This is a genomic window from Amycolatopsis sp. PS_44_ISF1, assembly GCF_032335455.1.
Classification (GTDB): domain Bacteria; phylum Actinomycetota; class Actinomycetes; order Mycobacteriales; family Pseudonocardiaceae; genus Amycolatopsis.
Map to the genome: position 1 here is coordinate 631,645 of NZ_JANUXO010000003.1, position 18,417 is coordinate 650,061.

The following is an 18,417-nucleotide window of genomic DNA, read 5'->3' on the forward strand; positions in this document are numbered from 1 at the left end:
GGAGAACTGTCGTGTACGTATTGGGAATCAGCGGGCTGGACCGCAGCGAAGCCCGCCTGCGCCGGGAGTACCCCGGCCTGGAACGCCGCCAGTACCGGCTCGCGCAGGGCGCGGACTCCGCCGCCGCGCTGGTGACCCCGGACGGCGTCGTCGCCGCGGCCGCCGAGGAGCGGTTCGTCCGGGACAAGGGCACCGGCCGTTTCCCCCGGCAGGCGGTGGACTACGTCCTCGCCGAAGCCGGGATCAAGCCGCAGGACGTCGCGTTCGTCGCGCACAACTTCGACTTCGCGCCCTACCGCCCGTTCTTCGAGACCGAGGGCACGCTCGACGAGTACGAAGAGGTGTACTCGCCCGAGACCGTGCTGCGGGACCTGCACGCGGAGCACACGTGGGACCCGGCGATGCGGGTCGTGCCGGTCGCCCACCACCTCGCGCACGCCGCGAGCGCGTTCTACTGCTCGGGCTACGCCGAAGCCGACGTCCTGGTGGCCGACGGCATCGGCGAGTTCGAGAGCACCTCGCTCTACCGCGCCGACGCCGAAGGCATCCGCACCACCGCGCAGATCCGCGGTCTGCACTCGGCCGGGCTGGCCTACGGACTGGTCACCATGCACCTCGGGTTCTGGATGAACATGGACGAGTACAAGGTGATGGGCCTGGCCCCCTACGGCGATCCGGCGCCGCTGCGCGAAGCCGTCGCCGAGATCGTCCGGCTGCGTGAGGACGGCACCTACAGCACGCCGTTCACCTACCTCAACCAGACGCCGCTGGAGCGCGCCACCTACTCGCGTTCGCTGGCCTACCTGGCGGAGCTGCTGGGCCCGGCGCGGCCGCCCGGGGAGCCGATGGAGCAGCGGCACCTCGACCTCGCCGCCGCCCTGCAAGAGGCGACGGAGCAAGCGGTCCTGCGGTTCCTGTCGGTGGACCGGCCGCGCGCGGAGTCGCTGTGCCTGGCCGGCGGGGTGGCGCTCAACTGCGTGGTCAACAAGGCGATCCGCGCGAGCGGGCTCTACCGCCGCCAGTTCGTCCAGCCCGCTGCGGGCGACGACGGCACCGCGCTCGGCGCGGCCCTGGCCGTGCTGCACCGCGCCGACCCGCGGCTGCCCGAGGTCCCGGCCCCGGTGCGCCGCACGCCCCGGCTGGGCCCGCCCTACCTCGGGCCGTCCTACGGACCCGGGGAGGTCGCGGCGGCGCTGAACGGCATCGACGCCACGGTCACCCGGCCCGATCCGGGCGCGCTCGCCGCAGAGGTCGCGCGCCTGCTCGCCGACGGCCGGGTGGTCGCCCTCTTCCAGGGGCGCATGGAGTACGGGCCGCGGGCGCTGGGCAACCGCAGCATCCTCGCCGATCCCTCCACCGTGGAGATGCGCGACCGGATCAACGCGATGGTCAAGCACCGCGAGGACTTCCGGCCGCTGGCCCCGGCCGTGCTGGAGGAGTTCACCCAGGACTGCTTCGTGGTCGACGACCCGGCCGAGTTCCTGTGGATGGTCGAGACCGTCGACGTCCGTCCGGAATGGACGGACCGGCTCGGCGGCGTGACGCACGTCGACGGCTCCGCGCGCATCCAGGTCGTCCGGCGCGCCGACAACGAGCTGTACTGGCGGATCATCGACGGTTTCCGCGAGCTCACCGGCACGCCGGTCGTGCTCAACACCTCGTTCAACGTGCGCGGCGAGCCGGTCGTGTGCTCGCCCTCGGACGCGGTGCGGACGTTCCTGAGCAGCGACGTGGACGCGCTCGTGCTCGGCGGCCACCTGGTGGTGCGCAAGACCGGCGACGCCGCGCAGGTCATCGCGCGGCTGTGGGCGGAGATCCTGGGCATCGACCCACCGGCCCCGGACAGCCGGTTCTTCGCCGTCGGCGGCGACTCGATCACCTCGGTGCGGTTCGTCGCCCTCGCCCGCGCCGAAGGACTCGCGCTCACGCTGCGGGACGTGCTCGCCGACGACCGGCTGGACGTGCTCGCCGAGTGCGCGCGGCAGCGGCCGGCGGCGTCGTGACCACGGCCCCGCCCGAGATCGGCGTCGACGCGGCCGACCGGCCCGACGACCACTGGACCGGCGGCCCCGCGTTCGGTCTGCTCGACGCCGCCGACCGGGCCCGGGTGCCCGCCGGCGCCGTCGACGCCTTCCCCATGACCGCGCAGCAGGTGGCGATGGCCGCGCAGCTGGTGCTCGGTTCGGCGCGGCGGCGCAAGGGCGCGGCCGGGGTGCCGCCGTACCACAACGTGGCCATGTCCCGGATGTCCGTGCCGAAGGTGGACACGGCGGTGTTCGCCGCGTGCGCCGAGGCGCTCGCCGAACGGCACGAGATGTTCCGCTCGGTGCTGGACCTCGACACGTTCTCGCGGCCGATGCAGGTCGTGCTGGCCCGCGCGCCCGAGCCGGTGCTGACCGTGCACGATCTGCGGGACCGGGACGCGGCCGCGCAGGAGACGGAGCTGGCGCGGTTCGCCTCGGCGGAGAACGCGAAGACCCTGTCGCTCACCGCCGCGCCGCTGACCCGGTTCACCCTGCACGTGCTGAGCGAGCGGGACATCGCGTTCACCATCACCGAGCCGCACGCGATCGCCGACGGCTGGAGCACGCACCTCAACCTCGTCGAGTTCTTCGACACCTACGTCGCCGCGCTGGGCGCCGGGCGGGTCGTCGCCGCTGCGGCGCCATCGGCCCGGCTGCGCCACCACAGCGCCCAGCAGGCGGCCATCCTGGAGTCCACAGTGGATAACCAGTGGTGGCGGGACCGGCTCCGGCCGTGGACCGCGGCGGAACCCGTGGAGCCGGCGTCCACCGGGCCGTCCTGGCACACCACGCTGGTGATCACCGGCGCGGAGTACGCGGCCCTGGAGGCGCTGGGGCGCACCTCCGGCACCGGGCTGAAGACCGTCCTGCTGACCGTGCACCTGACGGCGCTGCGGGACCTGCCGGGCGCGGCGGGCACGCTGAGCGGCGTCACGGTCAACACCCGCCTCGCGGTCGAGGACGGCGTCGACGCCCGCGGCATGTTCCTCAACGTGGTCCCGCTGCCGTGGACCGGCGACGTCCCGGAGCCCGCCGCGGTGCACGCCGTGCTGCTGGCGGCGACGGCCCGGGGCCGGGTGCCGCTGGCCCACCTCGTCCGCACGCTCGGCCCGGCCGCCGCGCCCCGGTCGTTCTTCGTGTTCAACAGCTTCCACAGCATCGCCGGTGCCGCCCGGCGGCTGGGCGTGGACACGTTCGAGGAGGTGGCCGACTGGTCGCGCACCGACTTCCCGTTCGAAGCGAGCTTCAACCGCAGCGAGGAGTCCGCCGGCCGGATCGACCTCCAGCTCTACTCCGACGGCCGGTTCGCCGTCGAGGACGACGCCGTGCGCGCCTACCGCGCCGCCGTCCGCGCGGTGGCGGGGCTCGGCGATGACTGAACCCAGTTGCGGGGCCACGCTGTGGCGGGCCCTGTGCGCCGCCGCGGCGGCCGGCCCCGGCGAACCCGCCATCCGGGACGGCAGCCGCTCGCTGACCGGCCGGGAGCTGGCCAGGGCCGTGGGCGCCGCCGCGCTGCGGCTGCGGGAAACCCTGGCCCCGGCCTCCCGCGTCGGCGTGCGCCTGGCCCCGGGCGCCGACCAGCACGTCGCGATCCTCGCCATCCTGGTCGCGTCCTGCGTGTACGTTCCCCTCGATGTGACGTGGTCGGCGGAGCGCACGGCCTACGTGTGCGGCGACGCCGAGGTCGCCCTGGTCATCGGCGACGGGCCGCCGGGTACCCGGTCGCTGCCGTTCGCCGAGCTGGGCCCGGACGCGACCGTCCCGGACCTCGGCGCGGCCGTCGCGCGGCTCGACACGACCCCGGTGCCGCCGGTCTACGTGATGTACACCAGCGGGACCACGGGCGCGCCGAAGGGCGTCGAGACGACGTGGCAGGCGCTGCGCAACCGGCTGGCGTGGATGCAGGACGTCCACCCGCTGGGGCCCGCCGACGTCGTGCTGTCCAAGACCTCCTGCGGGTTCGACGTGTCGGTGTGGGAATACCTGTGGCCCCGGCTGCACGGCGCGCGCACCGCCGTGCTCGACGTCCGGGCGGCGGACGGCTGGTCGGCCCTGTGGCGGATGCTGCGCGAGGAGAACGTCACCGTGTGCCACTTCGTCCCTTCGGTGGCGCGGGCCGCCCTGCGGGACCCGGAGGCGGGCCCGGTGCCGGGCCTGCGCCTGGTCGCGCTGTCCGGCGAGGTGCTCGACCGCGACACGGCGGCGGCGCTGCAGCGGCTGGCCCCCGGCGCGCGGATCGTCAACATGTACGGGCCGACCGAGTGCGCGATCGACGTCAGCCACTGGACGTTCGACGAGCGCGAGCGGTGGGACCCCGTGCCGATCGGCGGCGGCGCGCCGGGCTGCGGGCTGACCCTGCGCCCGTCCGGTGAGCTGGTGATCTCCGGCGTCCAGGTCGCTCGCGGCTACCTCGGCGCGGCCGCCGGGTCCGGCGGGTTCACCCCCGACGGCACCGCCTACGCCACCGGGGACACCGCCGTCGAGGTCGAACCGGGCGTCTACTCCGTGCTGGGCCGCGCCGACCGGCAGGTGAAGCTGAACGGGGTGCGCGTGGAACTGGACGGCCTCGAAGCCGTGGTGCGCACCCACCCGCAGATCGAGGACTGCGCCGCGGTGCTGGACGGCGAGGACCCGGGTTCGCGCCGGCTGGTGCTCGCCTGCCGCCTGCGCGACCCCGGCTCGGTGCCGGGCACCCGTGGCGTCCGGGAGCACGTCCGGGCGACCTCGGCCATGGAGGACGTCGCGTTCCGGCTGGTCCCGGTGGACCGCCTGCCGCTGACCTCCTCCGGCAAGACCGACTACCGGGCCCTGGCCCACGACCTCTTCGAACGGAGCGACCGTGCCCCTCACGCCGGACACCGCATTCACTGACCTGGAACGGGAGTACGCGACGGTCGTCGGCCGGCCGCTCGACGAGCCGGAGCTGGACGTGTTCGACCTCGGCCTGGCCTCGATGGCCGTGCTGGAGCTGATCAGCCGGCTGCGCGGGCTGGGGTACGAGGTCCGGATGGACGACTTCGTCAACGCCGGGAGCATGCGCGAGGTGGCGCGGACCATGGCCGGAACCGGGTCGTGAAACTGCTGTGGGCCAACGCCCGGTTCCGGGTGCTGTGGGCGGTCAACCTCGTCTCGTCGATGGTGGGCTGGTCGCTGGGCATCGCGCTGTCGGTCCACGTCTACCTGCTGACGAGGTCGGCGTTCCTGACCAGCGTGCTGGCGGCGACGTCCACAGTGGCCGGCATCGCGTTCGGCGCGCTGGCGGGGTCCACCGCGGACCGCTACGACCGGCTGCGCATCGTGCGGTCCGGCCTGCTGGTCCGGGCGCTGCTGCTGGTGGCCCTGTTCGGCCTGGCGGACTCGGGACCGGGCCTGGTGGCCGTGGTGTTCCTGCAGGCGACGGTCCAGCAGTTCTACGGGCCGGCCGAGCAGGTGCTCATCGCGTCCTACGTGTCCGGCGACGAGCTCTCCGACGCCAACGGGCTCAACTCGTTCGCCTCCAACGCCACCCGCCTGATCGCTCCGGCGCTCGGTGGCTTCGTCATCGCCTGGGCGGGCTTCCGCTGGACGGTCGCCGGCATGTCGGTGCTGATGGCGGTGTCGTTCCTGCTGAGCCTCCGGTTGCCGGCCGGCCCGGCGGAGCGGACGTCCCGGGCTTCGGCCGGGCCCGGCGGGGGAGTGCGGGAGCTGGTGCGCACCAACGCCCGCGTCCGCGGACTGGTGCTGCTGCAGTTGCTGGACGCGCTCAAGGAGGGTCCGCTCTCGGCGTTGTTCCCGGTCCTGATGCTCGGGGTGATCGGCGCGACGTCGGGCGAGATGGGCACGGCCAACAGCGCGTTCGCCGTCACGGCGGTGATCGCCGGCCCGGTCGTGGGGATCACCGTCCGCCGCCTCGGCTACCGGCTGCCGGTGGTGGCCGGGGCGGCCATCGCCAACGCGCTGATCGTGGTGCTGGCGGTGTGGCCGTCGACCCCGATGGCGCTGGTCGTCTTCGCGCTGTCCGGCCTGCCGTTCACCTTGTCCTGGGTGAGCACGCAGACGTGGCTGCTGCTGACGGTCCCGGAGACCAGCCGCGGCCGGATCGTCGGCACGACCGGAGCGTTGTACGCGGCGATCCTGCTGGTCACGATGCTGACCGCCGGGGCGCTGGCCGACGTGGTGGGCGTGCGCTGGGTCCTGGGCGCGACCGCGGCCGCGGCGGTGCTGGGCCTGCTGGCGGTGGAACGCCTGGTGCGCACGCCGGTGGAGGGCCCGGTGCCGGCGTGACCCCGCCCGTCACGGCGTCCCGGGGGCTCACGCTGCCGGTGATCCCGGACCCGATGAGCGCGTCGGTGCGCCGGGTCATCGCGCTGACCCGCGGAATCCGCGCGGCCGACGTCCCGGACGCGGCGGTGGCCGAGGCCCTGCGCGCCGACCACAGCCCGATCTGCTGGCCCTGCCACGAATCCCGCTTCGACCCGGCCACCCCGCGCTGCCCCCGCCACGGCGGCTGAGCCCCCGGCGGCCGGTCTCGCCGAGCGGGGCCCGTCCTCGCCGCCGACGCTGTCCAGGGCGCCGGGAACCCCGTCAGGTGAACCGGTCGGGCTGCAGTTCGTCGATCTTGATGAGCAGACCGTCGGGCGTGGTGAGCTGGAGCTGCCGGCCGAAGCCGGTGTCGGTCACCGGCTGGGTGGGGGTCAGCCCGGCCGCGCGGAGGTGGTCTTCCACCTCGTGCAGCGGCTGGTCGGCTTGGAAGTTCAGTTCCACCCGGCCCTCGTCCTGCTGCGGATTGGGCGGGTGGGCCAGCAGCCCGAACCGGGTGCCCGCCAGCTCGAGCAGCGCCCAGTCGCCGTCCCGGCTGCCGTGCACGACGTGGGCCCCGAGCCGCTCGTAGAACGCCACCGAGCTGCTCATCTCCTGCACGTGCACCATCGGCCGCAACCGTATGCCGGTCACGGCCGGTGAGCCGGCATCTTCGGAGTTCGGCACGGCGGCTCCTGGCGGTCTCGGGACGAGGTCCACCCAACATGCCACGGGCGCCGCATTCCCGCAGCCCAGCCCCGGTCCGGCGGGACGCGAGCGGCTCCGCCGGACCGGGGTCGGCTCGCGCTCGGAGGTCACCGGCGTCGATCGTGCCTCCGCCGCCCGTACCGGTCCAGATCCGCGCGGTGTCCGTCCCGGCCCTGGTCCCTCCGGTGAGCCGGCGATACGCCGTCGGTGCCGTGGACCCGTAGCCCGAGTGGCGATGCGGCCGATCATTCGGCACAGCTGCCGCCGTTTAGCCGGATTTCCCGGGCCACGGCAAAGAATTCCAGCAGAACAGCGTGAGCGCACCGCCGAAGGTCGAGGGTCAGCTCGACCAGTCCTTCACCTGGCTGATCAGGCGGGCGGGGTGCTCACCGATCGGTGTCACCTGGAGGTTGGTCACGCCGGATTCGCGGAAGGCCGCGATCCGCTCTCGGACGTAGGACGCCGGGCCGATCAGGTTGAGCTGTTCGAGCAGTTCGTGGGGGACCGCGGCCTCGGCTTCCTTCGTCTTGCCGTCCAGATAGAGGTCTTGGATGGCGGCGGCCTCGGCTTCGTAGCCGTAGCGGCCGACGAGGTCGTTGAAGAAGTTCTTCCCGCGGGCCCCCATGCCGCCGATGTAGAGGGCGAGCGCGGGGCGGGCCCGGTCGAGTACGCCTTTCACGTCCTCGCCGACGGCGACCAGGCCGCCGGCCACCACCTCCAGCGGCGCCAGATCCGCGGAGCGCCGGGCGCGTCCGGCGGCGAGGGCGTCACCCCAGACCCGGGATGAGCCTTCCGGGGAGTAGAGGAACGGCAGCCAGCCGTCGGCGTGGGCTGCCGCGCCTTCCGCTGCTCGGGGCCCGAGACCGGCGACATAGAGCGGGACGGTCTCGCGGACCGGCGTCGCCATCATCGGCAGCGGCACGCCCACGCCGGTGCCCTGGCCCGCGGGCAGCGGGACCCGCACCGTCGAACCGGTGTACTCGACCGGTTCGCCGCGCAGGGCCGCGCGGACGAGGTCCACGGTCTCCTTGACCCGTTGGACCGGCCGGGTGAAGGGCAGCCCGTGCCAGCCTTCGATGATCTTCGGGTTCGAGGCGCCCAGGCCGATGATCGCCCGGCCGCCGGAGACGCTGTCGAGTCCGGCGGCCGTCGAGGCGAGCATGCCGGGGGTGCGGGAATAGACGTTGAGGATCGCTGCGCCGATCTCCACGGTGGTGGTGCGCGCGGCGAGATAGCCCAGGAGGGTGGGGGAGTCCAGGCCGTGGCCCTCCGCGACCCACACCGTGTCGAGACCGGCTGACTCGAGGTCGGCGACGTGGGCGGCCGACTGCCGTGGGTCGGCGCCGTGGTCGAGCATCGTCGAGATCTTCACGAGCGCGCCTCACTGCCGGTCGGGGCCGCCGGGGTGGCGGGGGCGGCCGAGCCGAAGGCCGGGCCCAGGCCGACGCCGGCCCCGCCGTCCACCGGTACCACGGTGCCGGTGACGTACCGCAGCAGCGGGGAGACCAGTGCGGCGACGGTGCCGGCGAACTCCCGCGGCTGTCCGATCCGGCCCAGCGGCAGCGTCCGGGCGAGCCGTTCACCGGAGAGCTCGGGCTGTCGCGCGCCCAGCTGGTCCAGGAGCGGGGTGTCGAAGTAACCGGTCAGCAGGGTGTTGACGTTGATGTCGTGCTCGCCGACCTCCAGGGCCAGGGTCCGGGCGTAGCCGATCACCGCCGACCACACCGCGACCGGGGCGGCCATCCCGGCGGCCGGGCGCCGGGTGACCGCGGAGACCACGTTGAGGATGCTGCCTCCGTCGGCCTTCATGTGCGGCAGCGTGGCCCGCACCGACCGGACCACGAAGAAGAAGTGGCGCTCGAAGGCGGTGAGCCAGGTCCGGTCGTCGAGTTCGGAGATCGGGCGGATGGGAGGGCCGCCGTCGTTGGTGACCAGGACGTGGACGGCCGGGCCGAACCGGTCGAGCGTCTGAGCCGTCACCCGCTGCAGGTCGTCGTCGACGGAGCAGTCGGCGGCGAGGCCGAGGATCCGGTGCGCGCCGTGCTGCCGGGAGAGCCGGGCCGCCGCGTCGGCGACCTTCTCGGCGCGCCGGGCGAAGATCGTGACGAAGGCACCTTCGGCGAGGAGACGGTCGGCGATGGCGAAACCGAGCCCGTCGCTGCCGCCGCCGACGATGGCCACCTTGTCCCGCAGTTCGAGATCCATCAGCGCACTCCGATCGAGGCGAGGTAAGACTCGGCGTTACCGGTGAAGACGTCTTCGAGGACGTCGGGGGCGAAGCCCTGGTCGCGCCAGTCCTGCACCAGCCGTTCGTGGCTGAGCATCGGGTAGTCGGCGCCGAAGAACACCCGCTTGCGCAGCCGCTTGGCGATTTCGTGCTTGAGCTCGCCGGGGAAGTAACGCGGTGACCAGCCGTGCAGCTCCAGCCACACGTTCGCCTTGTGCAGGGCGATCGCGATCATCTCCGGCTGCCACGGCCAGGCCACCCGCGCCGCGATCACGTCGAGGTCGGGGTGGGCCGCGGCGACGTGGTCGACGTAGCGGGGGTGGGAATCCTGGAGCGTCACGCCCATTCCGCCGCGGGTTCCGGCCCCGGTCGCCGACATGCCGACGGGCATCAGGACCGGCCGTCCGGCTTCGGCGCACAGGCGCAGGCACGGCCGCCAGGCCGGCTGGTCGGCCGGGCCGGCCGGGGTGAAGGAGTGGACCGCGAGCCCGGTCAGCCCCGGCCCCTCCCGCAGGCAGCGTTCCAGCTCGCGGACGTGGCCGGGCTGGGTCGGATCGATGCCGATCCAGTTGCCGAGCACCACGTCCGAGTGGCTGCGGGCGTAGTCGAAGGCGTAGTCGTGCTGGTCGCGCAGGGCGGCGGCGTCCATCGTGTGGGTGAAGGCGAAGTCGAGCACGACCCTGGCGTTGGCTCGGCGGAACTGAGCGGCCTGCTCGTCTTCGCCGACGAAGCCCATGTCCCACTTGAAGTAGCCGCGCAGGGCTTCCCGATCCGCTGCGGACTGGTAGGGACTGCCGCGCCAGCCGCGCTCGGTGCCCCAGTGGGAGTGGAAGTCGATCAATCGGGGTGGGGTGGTCAACGCCGGTTCCTCTCGGTGATCGAGCCGGCCGGGAACGGCCGCGCTCGCGGACAGCGGGGAGATGCGGGTGCGGGCGGGTCAGTGGACCTCGCGGTCCGCAGCCGCCCAGAAAGGCGCCCGAAGGGCCTTCTTGTCGACCTTCCCGACCGGTGTCCGAGGAAGCGAATCGACGATCAAGATCTTCTTCGGCGCGTACAGCGATCCCTTGAGCCGCTTGACGAACGACTGCAGGGCGGGTGCGTCGGGCGTGGACCCGGGGCGGGCGACGACGAAGGCGGTGACCACCTCGCCCCACCGCTCGTCGGGCACGCCGATGACGGCCGCGGAACCGACCGCGGGGTGGGCCGCGAGGGCGGTTTCGACCTCTGCGGCGTAGACGTTGAACCCACCGGAGACGATCATGTCCTTCTTGCGGTCCACGATGTGGAGCAGGCCGTCCTCGTCCTGGCGGGCCAGGTCTCCGGTGTGGAGCCAGCCGTGGCGGAGCGCGGCTTCGGTCTCTTCCGGGCGGCCCAGGTAGCCGAGCATCACCCCGCGGTTGCGCATGACGATCTCGCCGACTTCTCCCGGCGGCACGTCGTGGTCGTCCTCGTCGACGAGGCGGACGCGGTTGCCGACGACGGGCCGGCCGCAGGAGGCGAGCTGCCCGGTGTCCGCGCTCTCGTGGGCGGCTTGGGACAGCACGGTCCCGATTCCGGTCGATTCCGTCTGCCCGTAGATCTGGGTGAAGACCGGTCCGATCCGGGCTCGGGCCTCGCTCAGGCGCGCCGGCGACATGGGGCCGGTGGCGTACCAGAGCACTTCGAGGCTCGACAGGTCACGGGACTCGGGCCGCTCGTCGTCGAGGAGGGCGTAGATCATCGTCGGGAGGCCGGTGACGCAGTTGATCCGCTCGGCCTCGACCACGTCGAGGAACCGCCCGGGGTCGAAGCCCCGCTCGACCACGACGGTCCCCCCGCGCAGCAGCGTCGGCACCACCCCGAGCCCGGCGGGGTGGGTGAGCGGTGCGGACGCGAGGTAGCGCGGCAGCCGGGGCAGCTCGAAGTCGCTCAGGTACGTGTGGACCATCTGCACCATCGAGCGGTGGGGTTGCAGGACGCCTTTCGGCCGCCCGGTCGTGCCGCCGGTGTACTGCAACCAGGCGAGGTCCAGCTCGGTCGCCGGACCGCGGGTGAGCGGAGCGACGGCCCCGGACTCCGCGGGGGGCGGTCCGCCGCCGTCCGGGACCACCACGAGGTGATCCAGCCCGTCCACGGAGTCGAGAACCTGCCGGCCGTGCTCCTCCAGCGAAGCGGTGACGACGAGGACGGAGGCTCGTGAGTCCTGGCAGACGACGATGTGGTCATGGATCGACGCCAGCGGCTGCAGGCCGGTGAACCGGCCGCCCAGCAGGTAGGTCGCCGCCTGAACGATCCACGACTCGGGCATGTTCGGGCTGAGCATCGTGACCCCGGACCCCAGCTCCACCCCGCGGACCGCCAGCGCCGCGACGTAGCGCGAGACGAGCTCGCGCACGTGGGAGTAGGTGAGCCGCCGGTCTCCGGCGACGAACGCCTCGGTCCGGTCGTGCCGCGTCAGGGCCTGCAGGATCAGATCGGCCAGGGTCACGCCGGACGAAGCGGTCCGGGCGGCGGCGGAGGCACCCGATGCCGGGGGAAGAGGAGGCATGCCTTCACGATGGGCGCTGCCCGGGTCGGCGCGCCACCACTATGCCGCCAGGAAATACGGCAAAGCCGCCAGACTCGGGGCTACGTCGCGCCAATAGCGGGACGGGGGGTGTACGCAGCCGCCCGGTAGCGGCCGGGGGTCTGACCGACCAGGTCGGTGAACGCGTCGATGAAGCTGCTCGGGTTCGTCCACCCCAGCAGCAGCGCGGTGTCGGTGACCGACCGGCCCTGACCCAGTTCGAGCAGGGCGTGCTGCACCCGCAGCAGCGTGCGCCACTGGTGGAAGCTCATGGACAGCTCGCGGCCGAACAACCGGCTGAGCGTCCGCTCGCTCGCTCCGCTGTGCCGACCGAGCTCGGCCAGGGTCAGGGAGCCGGCGGGGTCGGCGCGCAACTCGTCGGTGACCGCCCGCAGCCGCGGGTCGCTCGGCTCGGGAAGCCGCAACGGCTCCAACGGCGCGCGCGCCAGCTCGCTGATGACGACTTCGAGCAGAAGACGAGCGCGGGCCGTGTCGCCGGACTCCCGCTCCTGGGCCAACTCCAGGTAGGCCTCGCGCACCAGCGCACTGGCGACGAACACCGACGGCTCGGCCGGGAGCCGCTGGGCCGGGCCCGGCGCGACACTGAGCAGCCGCACTTCGGTCTCTCCGTGGGAACGGCTGCTGTGCACGGAAAAGGCGGGAATCCAGGTGATGCGGCTCGCCGGCGCCACCCACGTGCCGACCGACGTCGCTGTCACCAGGGCGCCCGACGAGGCGTAGCGCAACTGCCCGAAGTCGTGGAAGTGGGCGACGACGTCGTCCCCGTGCCCCAAGGGACGGCAGACCGACGTGTCGTCGGTGGAGAACACCGGGCTGCGCACGCCTCCCGCAGTGGTCACCCCGACAGTCTGGCTGAAGGCCCGCAGGTTGTCGATTTCACCAGGACGAGTCACCGACGCGCCGGGACGAGGACTTCGGTACCGCGGTCCTGCTGCGTACCGCGGAGGGCCGGTCGGCCGATCCTCAGCCCTGGTCGAACAATTGCTGGGTCACGGTCTCGCACACCGAAGCGCCGTAACGGTGTTCGTCGCCCTGGTCCGGGTAGTGGACCATCACCGCGAGCACCCAGTGGTCCCAGATGCCCAGGCAGTTCACCGCCCACTCGCCGCCGTGCCGGGTCCAGCCGTTCTTGATCGCCGGGTGCCGGCCGGCCAGGGCCGGGGCCTGCGGGATGCCGAAGGCGTTGCTCGGCTCGACCGAGGTCATCAGCTCGTGCAGTTCGTCCCGCCACCGTGGGCTCACCCCGGGGGCGCGGGCCGCGCACTCGCCGAGCAGGGTGGCGTCGGTGGCCGGCATCGTGGTCTTGGACCACCAGTGGTGGTGGACCTCGGTGTCGTGCAGGCCGCAGGTGGCGATCATCCGCAGGATCGACTCGTCACCGCCCAGGCGCTGGTACAGCGTCTGGGCGGCGTGGTCGTCGCTGGCCCGGATCATCCGGGTGATCATCGCCTCGTCCGGGGCGGACACCGCCGGGCCCCGCTGGGCGAGGTAGTCCACCGCCAGCCAGGCCTTGACCATGGATTCGGTGGTGTTGCGCAAGGTGCCGGCCCCGATCGTGGTGCCGGTGTCGCGGTCGCGCAGCGCCCAGGACCACTCGCCGCGGACGTCGACCGACACCCGGGCGGCATCCGGTTCCGGCGTGGCGCCGTGCGCCGTAGGCGGCCGGGTCGCCGCCCACGGTGTGGTGGTGCCCATGAAGTAGGCCGCGGCGATCGCGGCGACGAAGGTGCCGCTGAGCACGGCAACCAGGATCCGACGCAGCATCAGCTCTCCTCAGATGTCAGGCGATGAGCCGATGCTGGGCCGGTCGTGATGAAGGATCGACGAAGAAGTGGTCCTCCGCGGATGCGGAGGTGCAACCTGACCGCTACCGCATGGATGCTTCACTGATCCTTCACGGCGAGGTCGGGTTTCCTCCGGCATGATGTAGTGGATGGGCGCACGCATACTGGTGGCCGAGGACGACGCGAAGCAGTCGAAGCTGATTCGCGCCTACCTCGAACGCGAAGGACACAGCGTGCTCATCGCCCCGGACGGCCGGTTGGCGCTGGAACTCAGCCGCGCCCGCGGTCCGGACCTGGTGGTGCTGGACGTGATGCTGCCCGAAGTGGACGGTCTGGACGTCTGCCGGGTGCTGCGCACCGAATCGGTGGTGCCGATCCTGATGCTCACCGCCCGCTCCACCGAGCCGGATCTGCTGCTCGGCCTGGATCTCGGCGCCGACGACTACCTGACCAAGCCCTACAGCCCCCGCGAACTGACCGCGCGGGTGCGGGCGCTGCTGCGCCGCGCCGGGGCCGAGCGGCCGGCCGCGGGCCCGATCCGGGTGCTCGACGTCGAAATCGACCCGGACCGCTTCGAGGTGCGGGTGGCCGGGCGGCTGATCGGGCTCACCGCCAAGGAGTTCGAGCTGCTGCGGGTGCTGGCCGCCGAACCCGGCCGGGCGTTCACCCGGGCCCAGCTGATCGACCGGGCCTTCGGTTTCGAGCAGCAGGTGCAGGAGCGCACGATCGACGCGCACGTGATGAACGTGCGCCGCAAGATCGAAGCCGCCCCCTCGCACCCGAAGTACGTGCTGACCGTGCCGGGCCGCGGCTACCGGTTCGCCGAAGATTCGTGAAGCGACTGAGCTTCCGGGCCCGGGTCATCCTGCTGCTCTTCGTGGTCGCGGCCGCCTCCGCCGGTGCGACTGCCGCGCTCACCGTCCGGCAGACGGCGCAGCAGGTCACCCAATCCGCCGTGCTCGACCAGCAGGACATCACCGAGGCCGCGGATGCGATCACCAGGTATGGCCTGCTGAACAAGACCTGGCAGGGCGTCGACACCGAGGTGGCCGTGCAGGCGGAGCGGATCAACCAGCGGGTACGCCTGCAGACCACGGACGACCAGTTGGTCGCCGACAGTGACCCAGCGGCCGGGCCAGCACCCCCGCGGGAGACCTTCTCGGTGCAGACCCGCGTCCCGCTGCCCCCGGTGCGACAAGGTTCGAGCAGTCCCCAGCAGACTTACGGCCCGCTCGAACCCGGCGAATACGATCCGGCCGTTCTCCACCGATTGCTCTCGACGGAACTCGTACCCTACTTCCTGAGTCGCGCCGCGGCGCGCTGCGCGAACCGCGGTTACCCCGTCAGTCTGTTCACCGACATCGCGGGACTGCGGCGGTTGACTCAGCAGCAACGCTGCGACGGCGGGAGCGAGCCGGACACCGAGAAAATCGTCTCCATGATCGAGCAGGAATGCCGATCCGACCAGACGTGCATACTGCGGGAGTACGACGCGCAGGTGGCGGCGCTGACACCGCCACCGGCGCAGTTGCTCGTCGGCAGCGTGGACCAGCCGCCCCCGCCGGCGCGTATCTCAATCGTCCCGGCCCTGGTCGTCGCCGGGCTGGTCGCGCTCGTCGCGCTGGCCGCGGGCCTGCTGATCAGCCGACGGGTGCTCCGGCCGATCGGCGCGCTGGCCGGCGCCTCCCAGCGGATCGGCGATGGCAACCTCGACGAGCGGGTACCGGTCCGTGGTGGCGACGAGCTGGCCCGGCTCGGCCAGTCCTTCAACCGGATGGCGGCCTCCCTGCAACGCAGCAAGGAGCAGCAGCACACCATGATCGCGGACATCGCCCACGAGCTGCGCACCCCGATCGCGAACATCCGCGGCTACCTGGAAGCGTTGCAGGACGGTGTGTTCTCGCCGGATCAGGAGCTCTTCCACTCGCTGTACGAGGAAGCACTGCTCCAGCAGCGGCTGATCGACGACCTCCAGGAACTCGCGCTCGCCGAAGCCGGCTCCCTCGAATACCACCCGGTCCGGCTGGACCTGGCCGAACTGCTGCGGGCGAGCGGCATCGCCCACTCCGGCAGCACCACGGTGCGGATCGAGGTCGACGCACCGGAACCGGTGGTCGTGCTGGCCGATCCGGACCGCTTCCGCCAGGTCACCGCGAACCTGCTCACCAACGCGGTGCGGGCCACCTCGCCGAACGGGGTGGTCCGCCTGCGCGCCGGCATCGAGGACGGTTCCGCGCTCGTGCAGGTCGCCGACACCGGGCACGGCATCGCTCCGGCCGACCTGCCCCACGTCTTCGACCGCTTCTGGCGCGCGGACGCCGCCCGGGGACGGCACTCCGGCGGCCGCGGCCTCGGACTCGCCATCACCCGCGAAATCGTCACCGCGCACGACGGCACGATCACCGTCGCGAGCGCCCTCGGCGTCGGCACCGTCTTCACCGTGCGCCTGCCCCTGGCCGAGGAAAACCCCGAACCCCCGGCGATTGCCTGAGCGCCTGCCGCTCGGCGGACCGGCGACCGCGATCATCTCCCACTACCCGGTACGAGCCGCGGAGCGGCCGGGCGCGAGTTCCGCCACCGGTCGGCCGCACGAGTCTCCGCCCGTACCGCCACACTGCACACCGACTGGGGCATGTACCCACCGGTCGCTCAGTCGAACGGCATGATGGCCACTCACCGCATTCTCGCCGACCGGCCGGGCGGGGGCGCAGGGTCAGTCCGAAGTGGAGGGTGCCAGGGTCCGGTGACCACGCGGCGACCGCGAGCACGGATGGGGACCAGGGTTGCGGTGCCGGTCACGGGCGGCGCGGGTCGATCTTCAGGTTGCCCGACGTGGCCGCACGCATGTTGTCGCTGGCGAGCAGGTCGTGGGGGTAGCCGAGGTCGATCGCGCTGGCGGTGTCGAGCCGGGTCAGCTGGCCGCCGGTCAGTTCGACCTCCAGCGCGGCCAGGTTCCCCAGCAGTTGCTCCTTCGTGCGAGCGCCGATGACCGGGGCCGTCACGCCGGGGTTGCGCAGGACCCAGGCCAGCGCGAGCTGGGCGGGGGTGCGGTCGACCTCGGCGGCGATGTCCTTCACCACGTCGGCGATGCCCAGGGTGCGCTCGGTGACCATGCCGAGGCCCGCGTTGAAGCTCTTCCGGTTGCTCTCGCCCGTCTCGGCTTCGGCCCCGGCCAGGTCGGCGCGGGTGTACCGGCCCGCGAGCACCCCGCCGCCGATCGGCGAGAACGGGGTGACCCCCAGCCCCACGGCCCGGGCCATGGGGATCAGGTCGCGCTCCGCGGCCCGGTTGATGAGGCTGTATTCGACCTGGAGCGCGACCAGCGGGCTCCAGCCGCGCAGGTCGGCGATCGCCTGCATGCGGGAGATCTCCCAGGCCGGAGCGCTGGACATCGCGACGTAGTGGACCTTGCCCTGCCGGACCAGGTCGTCCAGACCGCGCAGGATCTCTTCGGCCGGGGTCGTGAAGTCCCAGACGTGCAAGTAGAGCAGGTCGAGGTAGTCCGTGCCGAGCCGGCGCAGGCTGGCTTCGACCGAGGCGAAGAGGTTCTTGCGGTGCGGGCCGCCGGAGTTCGGGTCGCCCGGCGTGCGGTGCGTGGAAAACTTCGTCGCCACGACCAGCCGGTCGCGGTGACCGCGGAGGAACTCGCCGAGCAGCCGTTCGGAGCTGCCGTCGGTGTAGGTGGGCGCGGTGTCGAGGAGGTTGCCGCCGTGTTCGACGTAGGTGTCGAAAAGCTCGCGGGCTTGGTCCTTCTCCGCGCCCCAGCCCCATTCGGTGCCGAACGTCGCCGTGCCGAGGGCCAGTGGGGAAACCCGCAGACCGGAACGACCCAGCAGCCGGTAGGTGTCAAGGGTGAGCGACATGGTGCCCTTCTTCGAAGATGATCGATGCCGAACACCAGATTGGGGCGGCCGCGAGCCGCGGACAAGGGAACGCATTTCCTAGGAATAGGGCTCCCACCCCGGAGGTTGAGCAGGATCGTGACGACGAACCGCGTCGATGCGACGCACCAGCTGGCCGCTTTCCTGCGGGCCCGGCGTGAGCGCCTCACCCCGCCGGAGGTGGGCCTGCCGGTCCGGGGGCGGTCCCGGCGCACCCCGGGACTGCGCCGTGAAGAGGTCGCCGAACTGGCCGGGGTCAGCACCGACTACATCATGCGGTTGGAACAGGCGCGGGGCCTGCGGCCGTCGCTGGTCGTGGCGGAGGCGCTGGCCCGGGCCCTGCGCCTGGCTCCCGACGAGCGCGCCTACTTCTTCGGCCTGGCCCAGCCGCGCCCGCGCGTGGCCGAACAGCCGGCCCCGGCCGCCGCGCCGGCCCTCGCGCGGTTGATCGCCGACCTTTCCCCGCTGCCCGCCGTGCTGCTGAACCACCGCTACGACGTGCTGGCCTGGAACAACTCGATGGCGGGCCTCATGATCGACTTCGGCACCGTACCGCCGGCCCAGCGCAACGCCATCCGGCTGTGCCTGCTGCATCCCGCGATCCGTCGGTCCTATCTCGACCAGGAGAGGGTGGTGCGAGACGGGGTCGCCCACCTCCGCGCCGCCTGGGCCCGGCACCCGGACGACCGGGCGCTGGGCGATCTCATCGACGAATGCATCACCCGCGACGCCGAGGTGGCGAAGTGGTGGAATGCGCGCGACCTCGCCCTCACCGGTCGCGGGCCCAAGACCGTACGGCATCGCGAACTCGGCGTGATCACGACGGAATTCGAGGTGCTCACGCCGCTCGGCGACCCTGACCAGATCGTGGTCGTGCACCGCGCCGCCGACGAAGCGAGCCGGGCGGCGCTACGCCGGTTGAGCGGGGAATGACCGCAGCTGCGCGAAC

The 18,417-nt window shown here is 72.5% G+C and carries 17 protein-coding genes; 9 read left to right on the top strand and 8 right to left on the bottom strand.

The window, feature by feature from the left end; all coding sequences use genetic code 11:
* Positions 1 to 11: 11 nt before the first annotated feature.
* From NYF13_RS29215 to NYF13_RS29240, 6 genes are read left to right on the top strand one after another with little or no spacing between them, the layout of a single operon-like run.
* On the top strand, positions 12 to 2,003 hold the full coding sequence (locus tag NYF13_RS29215; RefSeq protein ID WP_315661109.1) for a carbamoyltransferase C-terminal domain-containing protein: 1,992 nt from the start codon (positions 12 to 14) through the stop codon (positions 2,001 to 2,003).
* Positions 1,973 to 3,403 (top strand): condensation domain-containing protein, encoded by a 1,431-nt coding sequence (locus NYF13_RS29220; protein WP_315661110.1) that lies wholly within the window; start codon positions 1,973 to 1,975, stop codon positions 3,401 to 3,403. Before NYF13_RS29215 ends, NYF13_RS29220 begins: the two co-directional genes overlap by 31 nt.
* Positions 3,396 to 4,895, top strand: coding sequence for an AMP-binding protein (locus NYF13_RS29225; RefSeq protein ID WP_315661111.1), 1,500 nt, complete (start codon positions 3,396 to 3,398; stop codon positions 4,893 to 4,895). Before NYF13_RS29220 ends, NYF13_RS29225 begins: the two co-directional genes overlap by 8 nt.
* Positions 4,864 to 5,100, top strand: a complete 237-nt coding sequence (locus NYF13_RS29230) for an acyl carrier protein (protein ID WP_315661112.1) — start codon at positions 4,864 to 4,866, stop codon at positions 5,098 to 5,100. Before NYF13_RS29225 ends, NYF13_RS29230 begins: the two co-directional genes overlap by 32 nt.
* Positions 5,097 to 6,287: an MFS transporter gene (locus NYF13_RS29235; RefSeq protein WP_315661113.1), complete on the top strand. Its 1,191-nt coding sequence runs from the start codon at positions 5,097 to 5,099 to the stop codon at positions 6,285 to 6,287. The genes NYF13_RS29230 and NYF13_RS29235 overlap by 4 nt, the downstream gene beginning before the upstream one ends.
* A complete protein-coding gene (locus tag NYF13_RS29240) occupies positions 6,284 to 6,514 on the top strand; it encodes a hypothetical protein (protein ID WP_315661114.1) in 231 nt (76 codons plus the stop codon). The genes NYF13_RS29235 and NYF13_RS29240 overlap by 4 nt, the downstream gene beginning before the upstream one ends.
* 73 nt (positions 6,515 to 6,587) lie before the next feature.
* Here the strand turns inward: NYF13_RS29240 and NYF13_RS29245 are convergent, their stop codons facing one another.
* The 7 genes from NYF13_RS29245 to NYF13_RS29275 all read right to left on the bottom strand — a co-directional run bounded on the left by NYF13_RS29245 (position 6,588) and on the right by NYF13_RS29275 (position 13,567).
* Positions 6,588 to 6,989, bottom strand: coding sequence for a VOC family protein (locus NYF13_RS29245; protein WP_315661115.1), 402 nt, complete (start codon positions 6,987 to 6,989; stop codon positions 6,588 to 6,590).
* Between the two features lie 361 nt (positions 6,990 to 7,350).
* Positions 7,351 to 8,382, bottom strand: a complete 1,032-nt coding sequence (locus NYF13_RS29250; protein ID WP_315661116.1) for an LLM class F420-dependent oxidoreductase — start codon at positions 8,380 to 8,382, stop codon at positions 7,351 to 7,353.
* On the bottom strand, positions 8,379 to 9,215 hold the full coding sequence (locus NYF13_RS29255) for an SDR family oxidoreductase (RefSeq protein WP_315661117.1): 837 nt from the start codon (positions 9,213 to 9,215) through the stop codon (positions 8,379 to 8,381). The genes NYF13_RS29250 and NYF13_RS29255 overlap by 4 nt, the downstream gene beginning before the upstream one ends.
* Positions 9,215 to 10,096, bottom strand: coding sequence for an amidohydrolase family protein (locus NYF13_RS29260; RefSeq protein ID WP_315661118.1), 882 nt, complete (start codon positions 10,094 to 10,096; stop codon positions 9,215 to 9,217). Before NYF13_RS29260 ends, NYF13_RS29255 begins: the two co-directional genes overlap by 1 nt.
* Positions 10,097 to 10,174: 78 nt before the next feature.
* Positions 10,175 to 11,764 carry an AMP-binding protein gene (locus NYF13_RS29265; protein ID WP_315661119.1) on the bottom strand — a complete coding sequence of 530 codons (1,590 nt, stop codon included), beginning with the start codon at positions 11,762 to 11,764 and terminating at the stop codon, positions 10,175 to 10,177.
* An 80-nt stretch (positions 11,765 to 11,844) separates the two neighbouring features.
* Positions 11,845 to 12,576 (bottom strand): AraC family transcriptional regulator, encoded by a 732-nt coding sequence (locus tag NYF13_RS29270; RefSeq protein WP_396287759.1) that lies wholly within the window; start codon positions 12,574 to 12,576, stop codon positions 11,845 to 11,847.
* A 190-nt stretch (positions 12,577 to 12,766) separates the two neighbouring features.
* The gene (locus tag NYF13_RS29275; protein ID WP_315661121.1) at positions 12,767 to 13,567 is read right to left on the bottom strand and encodes a serine hydrolase; all 801 of its coding nucleotides are present in this window, start codon (positions 13,565 to 13,567) and stop codon (positions 12,767 to 12,769) included.
* 169 nt (positions 13,568 to 13,736) lie between these two features.
* Here NYF13_RS29275 and NYF13_RS29280 point away from each other — a divergent pair, with 169 nt between their 5' ends.
* Both NYF13_RS29280 and NYF13_RS29285 read left to right on the top strand, forming a co-directional pair.
* Positions 13,737 to 14,423, top strand: a complete 687-nt coding sequence (locus NYF13_RS29280) for a response regulator transcription factor (protein WP_315661122.1) — start codon at positions 13,737 to 13,739, stop codon at positions 14,421 to 14,423.
* Positions 14,420 to 16,078: an ATP-binding protein gene (locus NYF13_RS29285; RefSeq protein ID WP_315661123.1), complete on the top strand. Its 1,659-nt coding sequence runs from the start codon at positions 14,420 to 14,422 to the stop codon at positions 16,076 to 16,078. Before NYF13_RS29280 ends, NYF13_RS29285 begins: the two co-directional genes overlap by 4 nt.
* 304 nt (positions 16,079 to 16,382) lie before the next feature.
* Here NYF13_RS29285 and NYF13_RS29290 read toward each other — a convergent pair whose 3' ends face one another.
* Positions 16,383 to 17,450 carry an aldo/keto reductase gene (locus NYF13_RS29290; protein ID WP_315661124.1) on the bottom strand — a complete coding sequence of 356 codons (1,068 nt, stop codon included), beginning with the start codon at positions 17,448 to 17,450 and terminating at the stop codon, positions 16,383 to 16,385.
* Between the two features lie 117 nt (positions 17,451 to 17,567).
* Between NYF13_RS29290 and NYF13_RS29295 the strand changes: the two genes are divergently transcribed.
* Positions 17,568 to 18,401 carry a helix-turn-helix transcriptional regulator gene (locus NYF13_RS29295; RefSeq protein ID WP_315661125.1) on the top strand — a complete coding sequence of 278 codons (834 nt, stop codon included), beginning with the start codon at positions 17,568 to 17,570 and terminating at the stop codon, positions 18,399 to 18,401.
* Positions 18,402 to 18,417 lie beyond the last annotated feature (16 nt).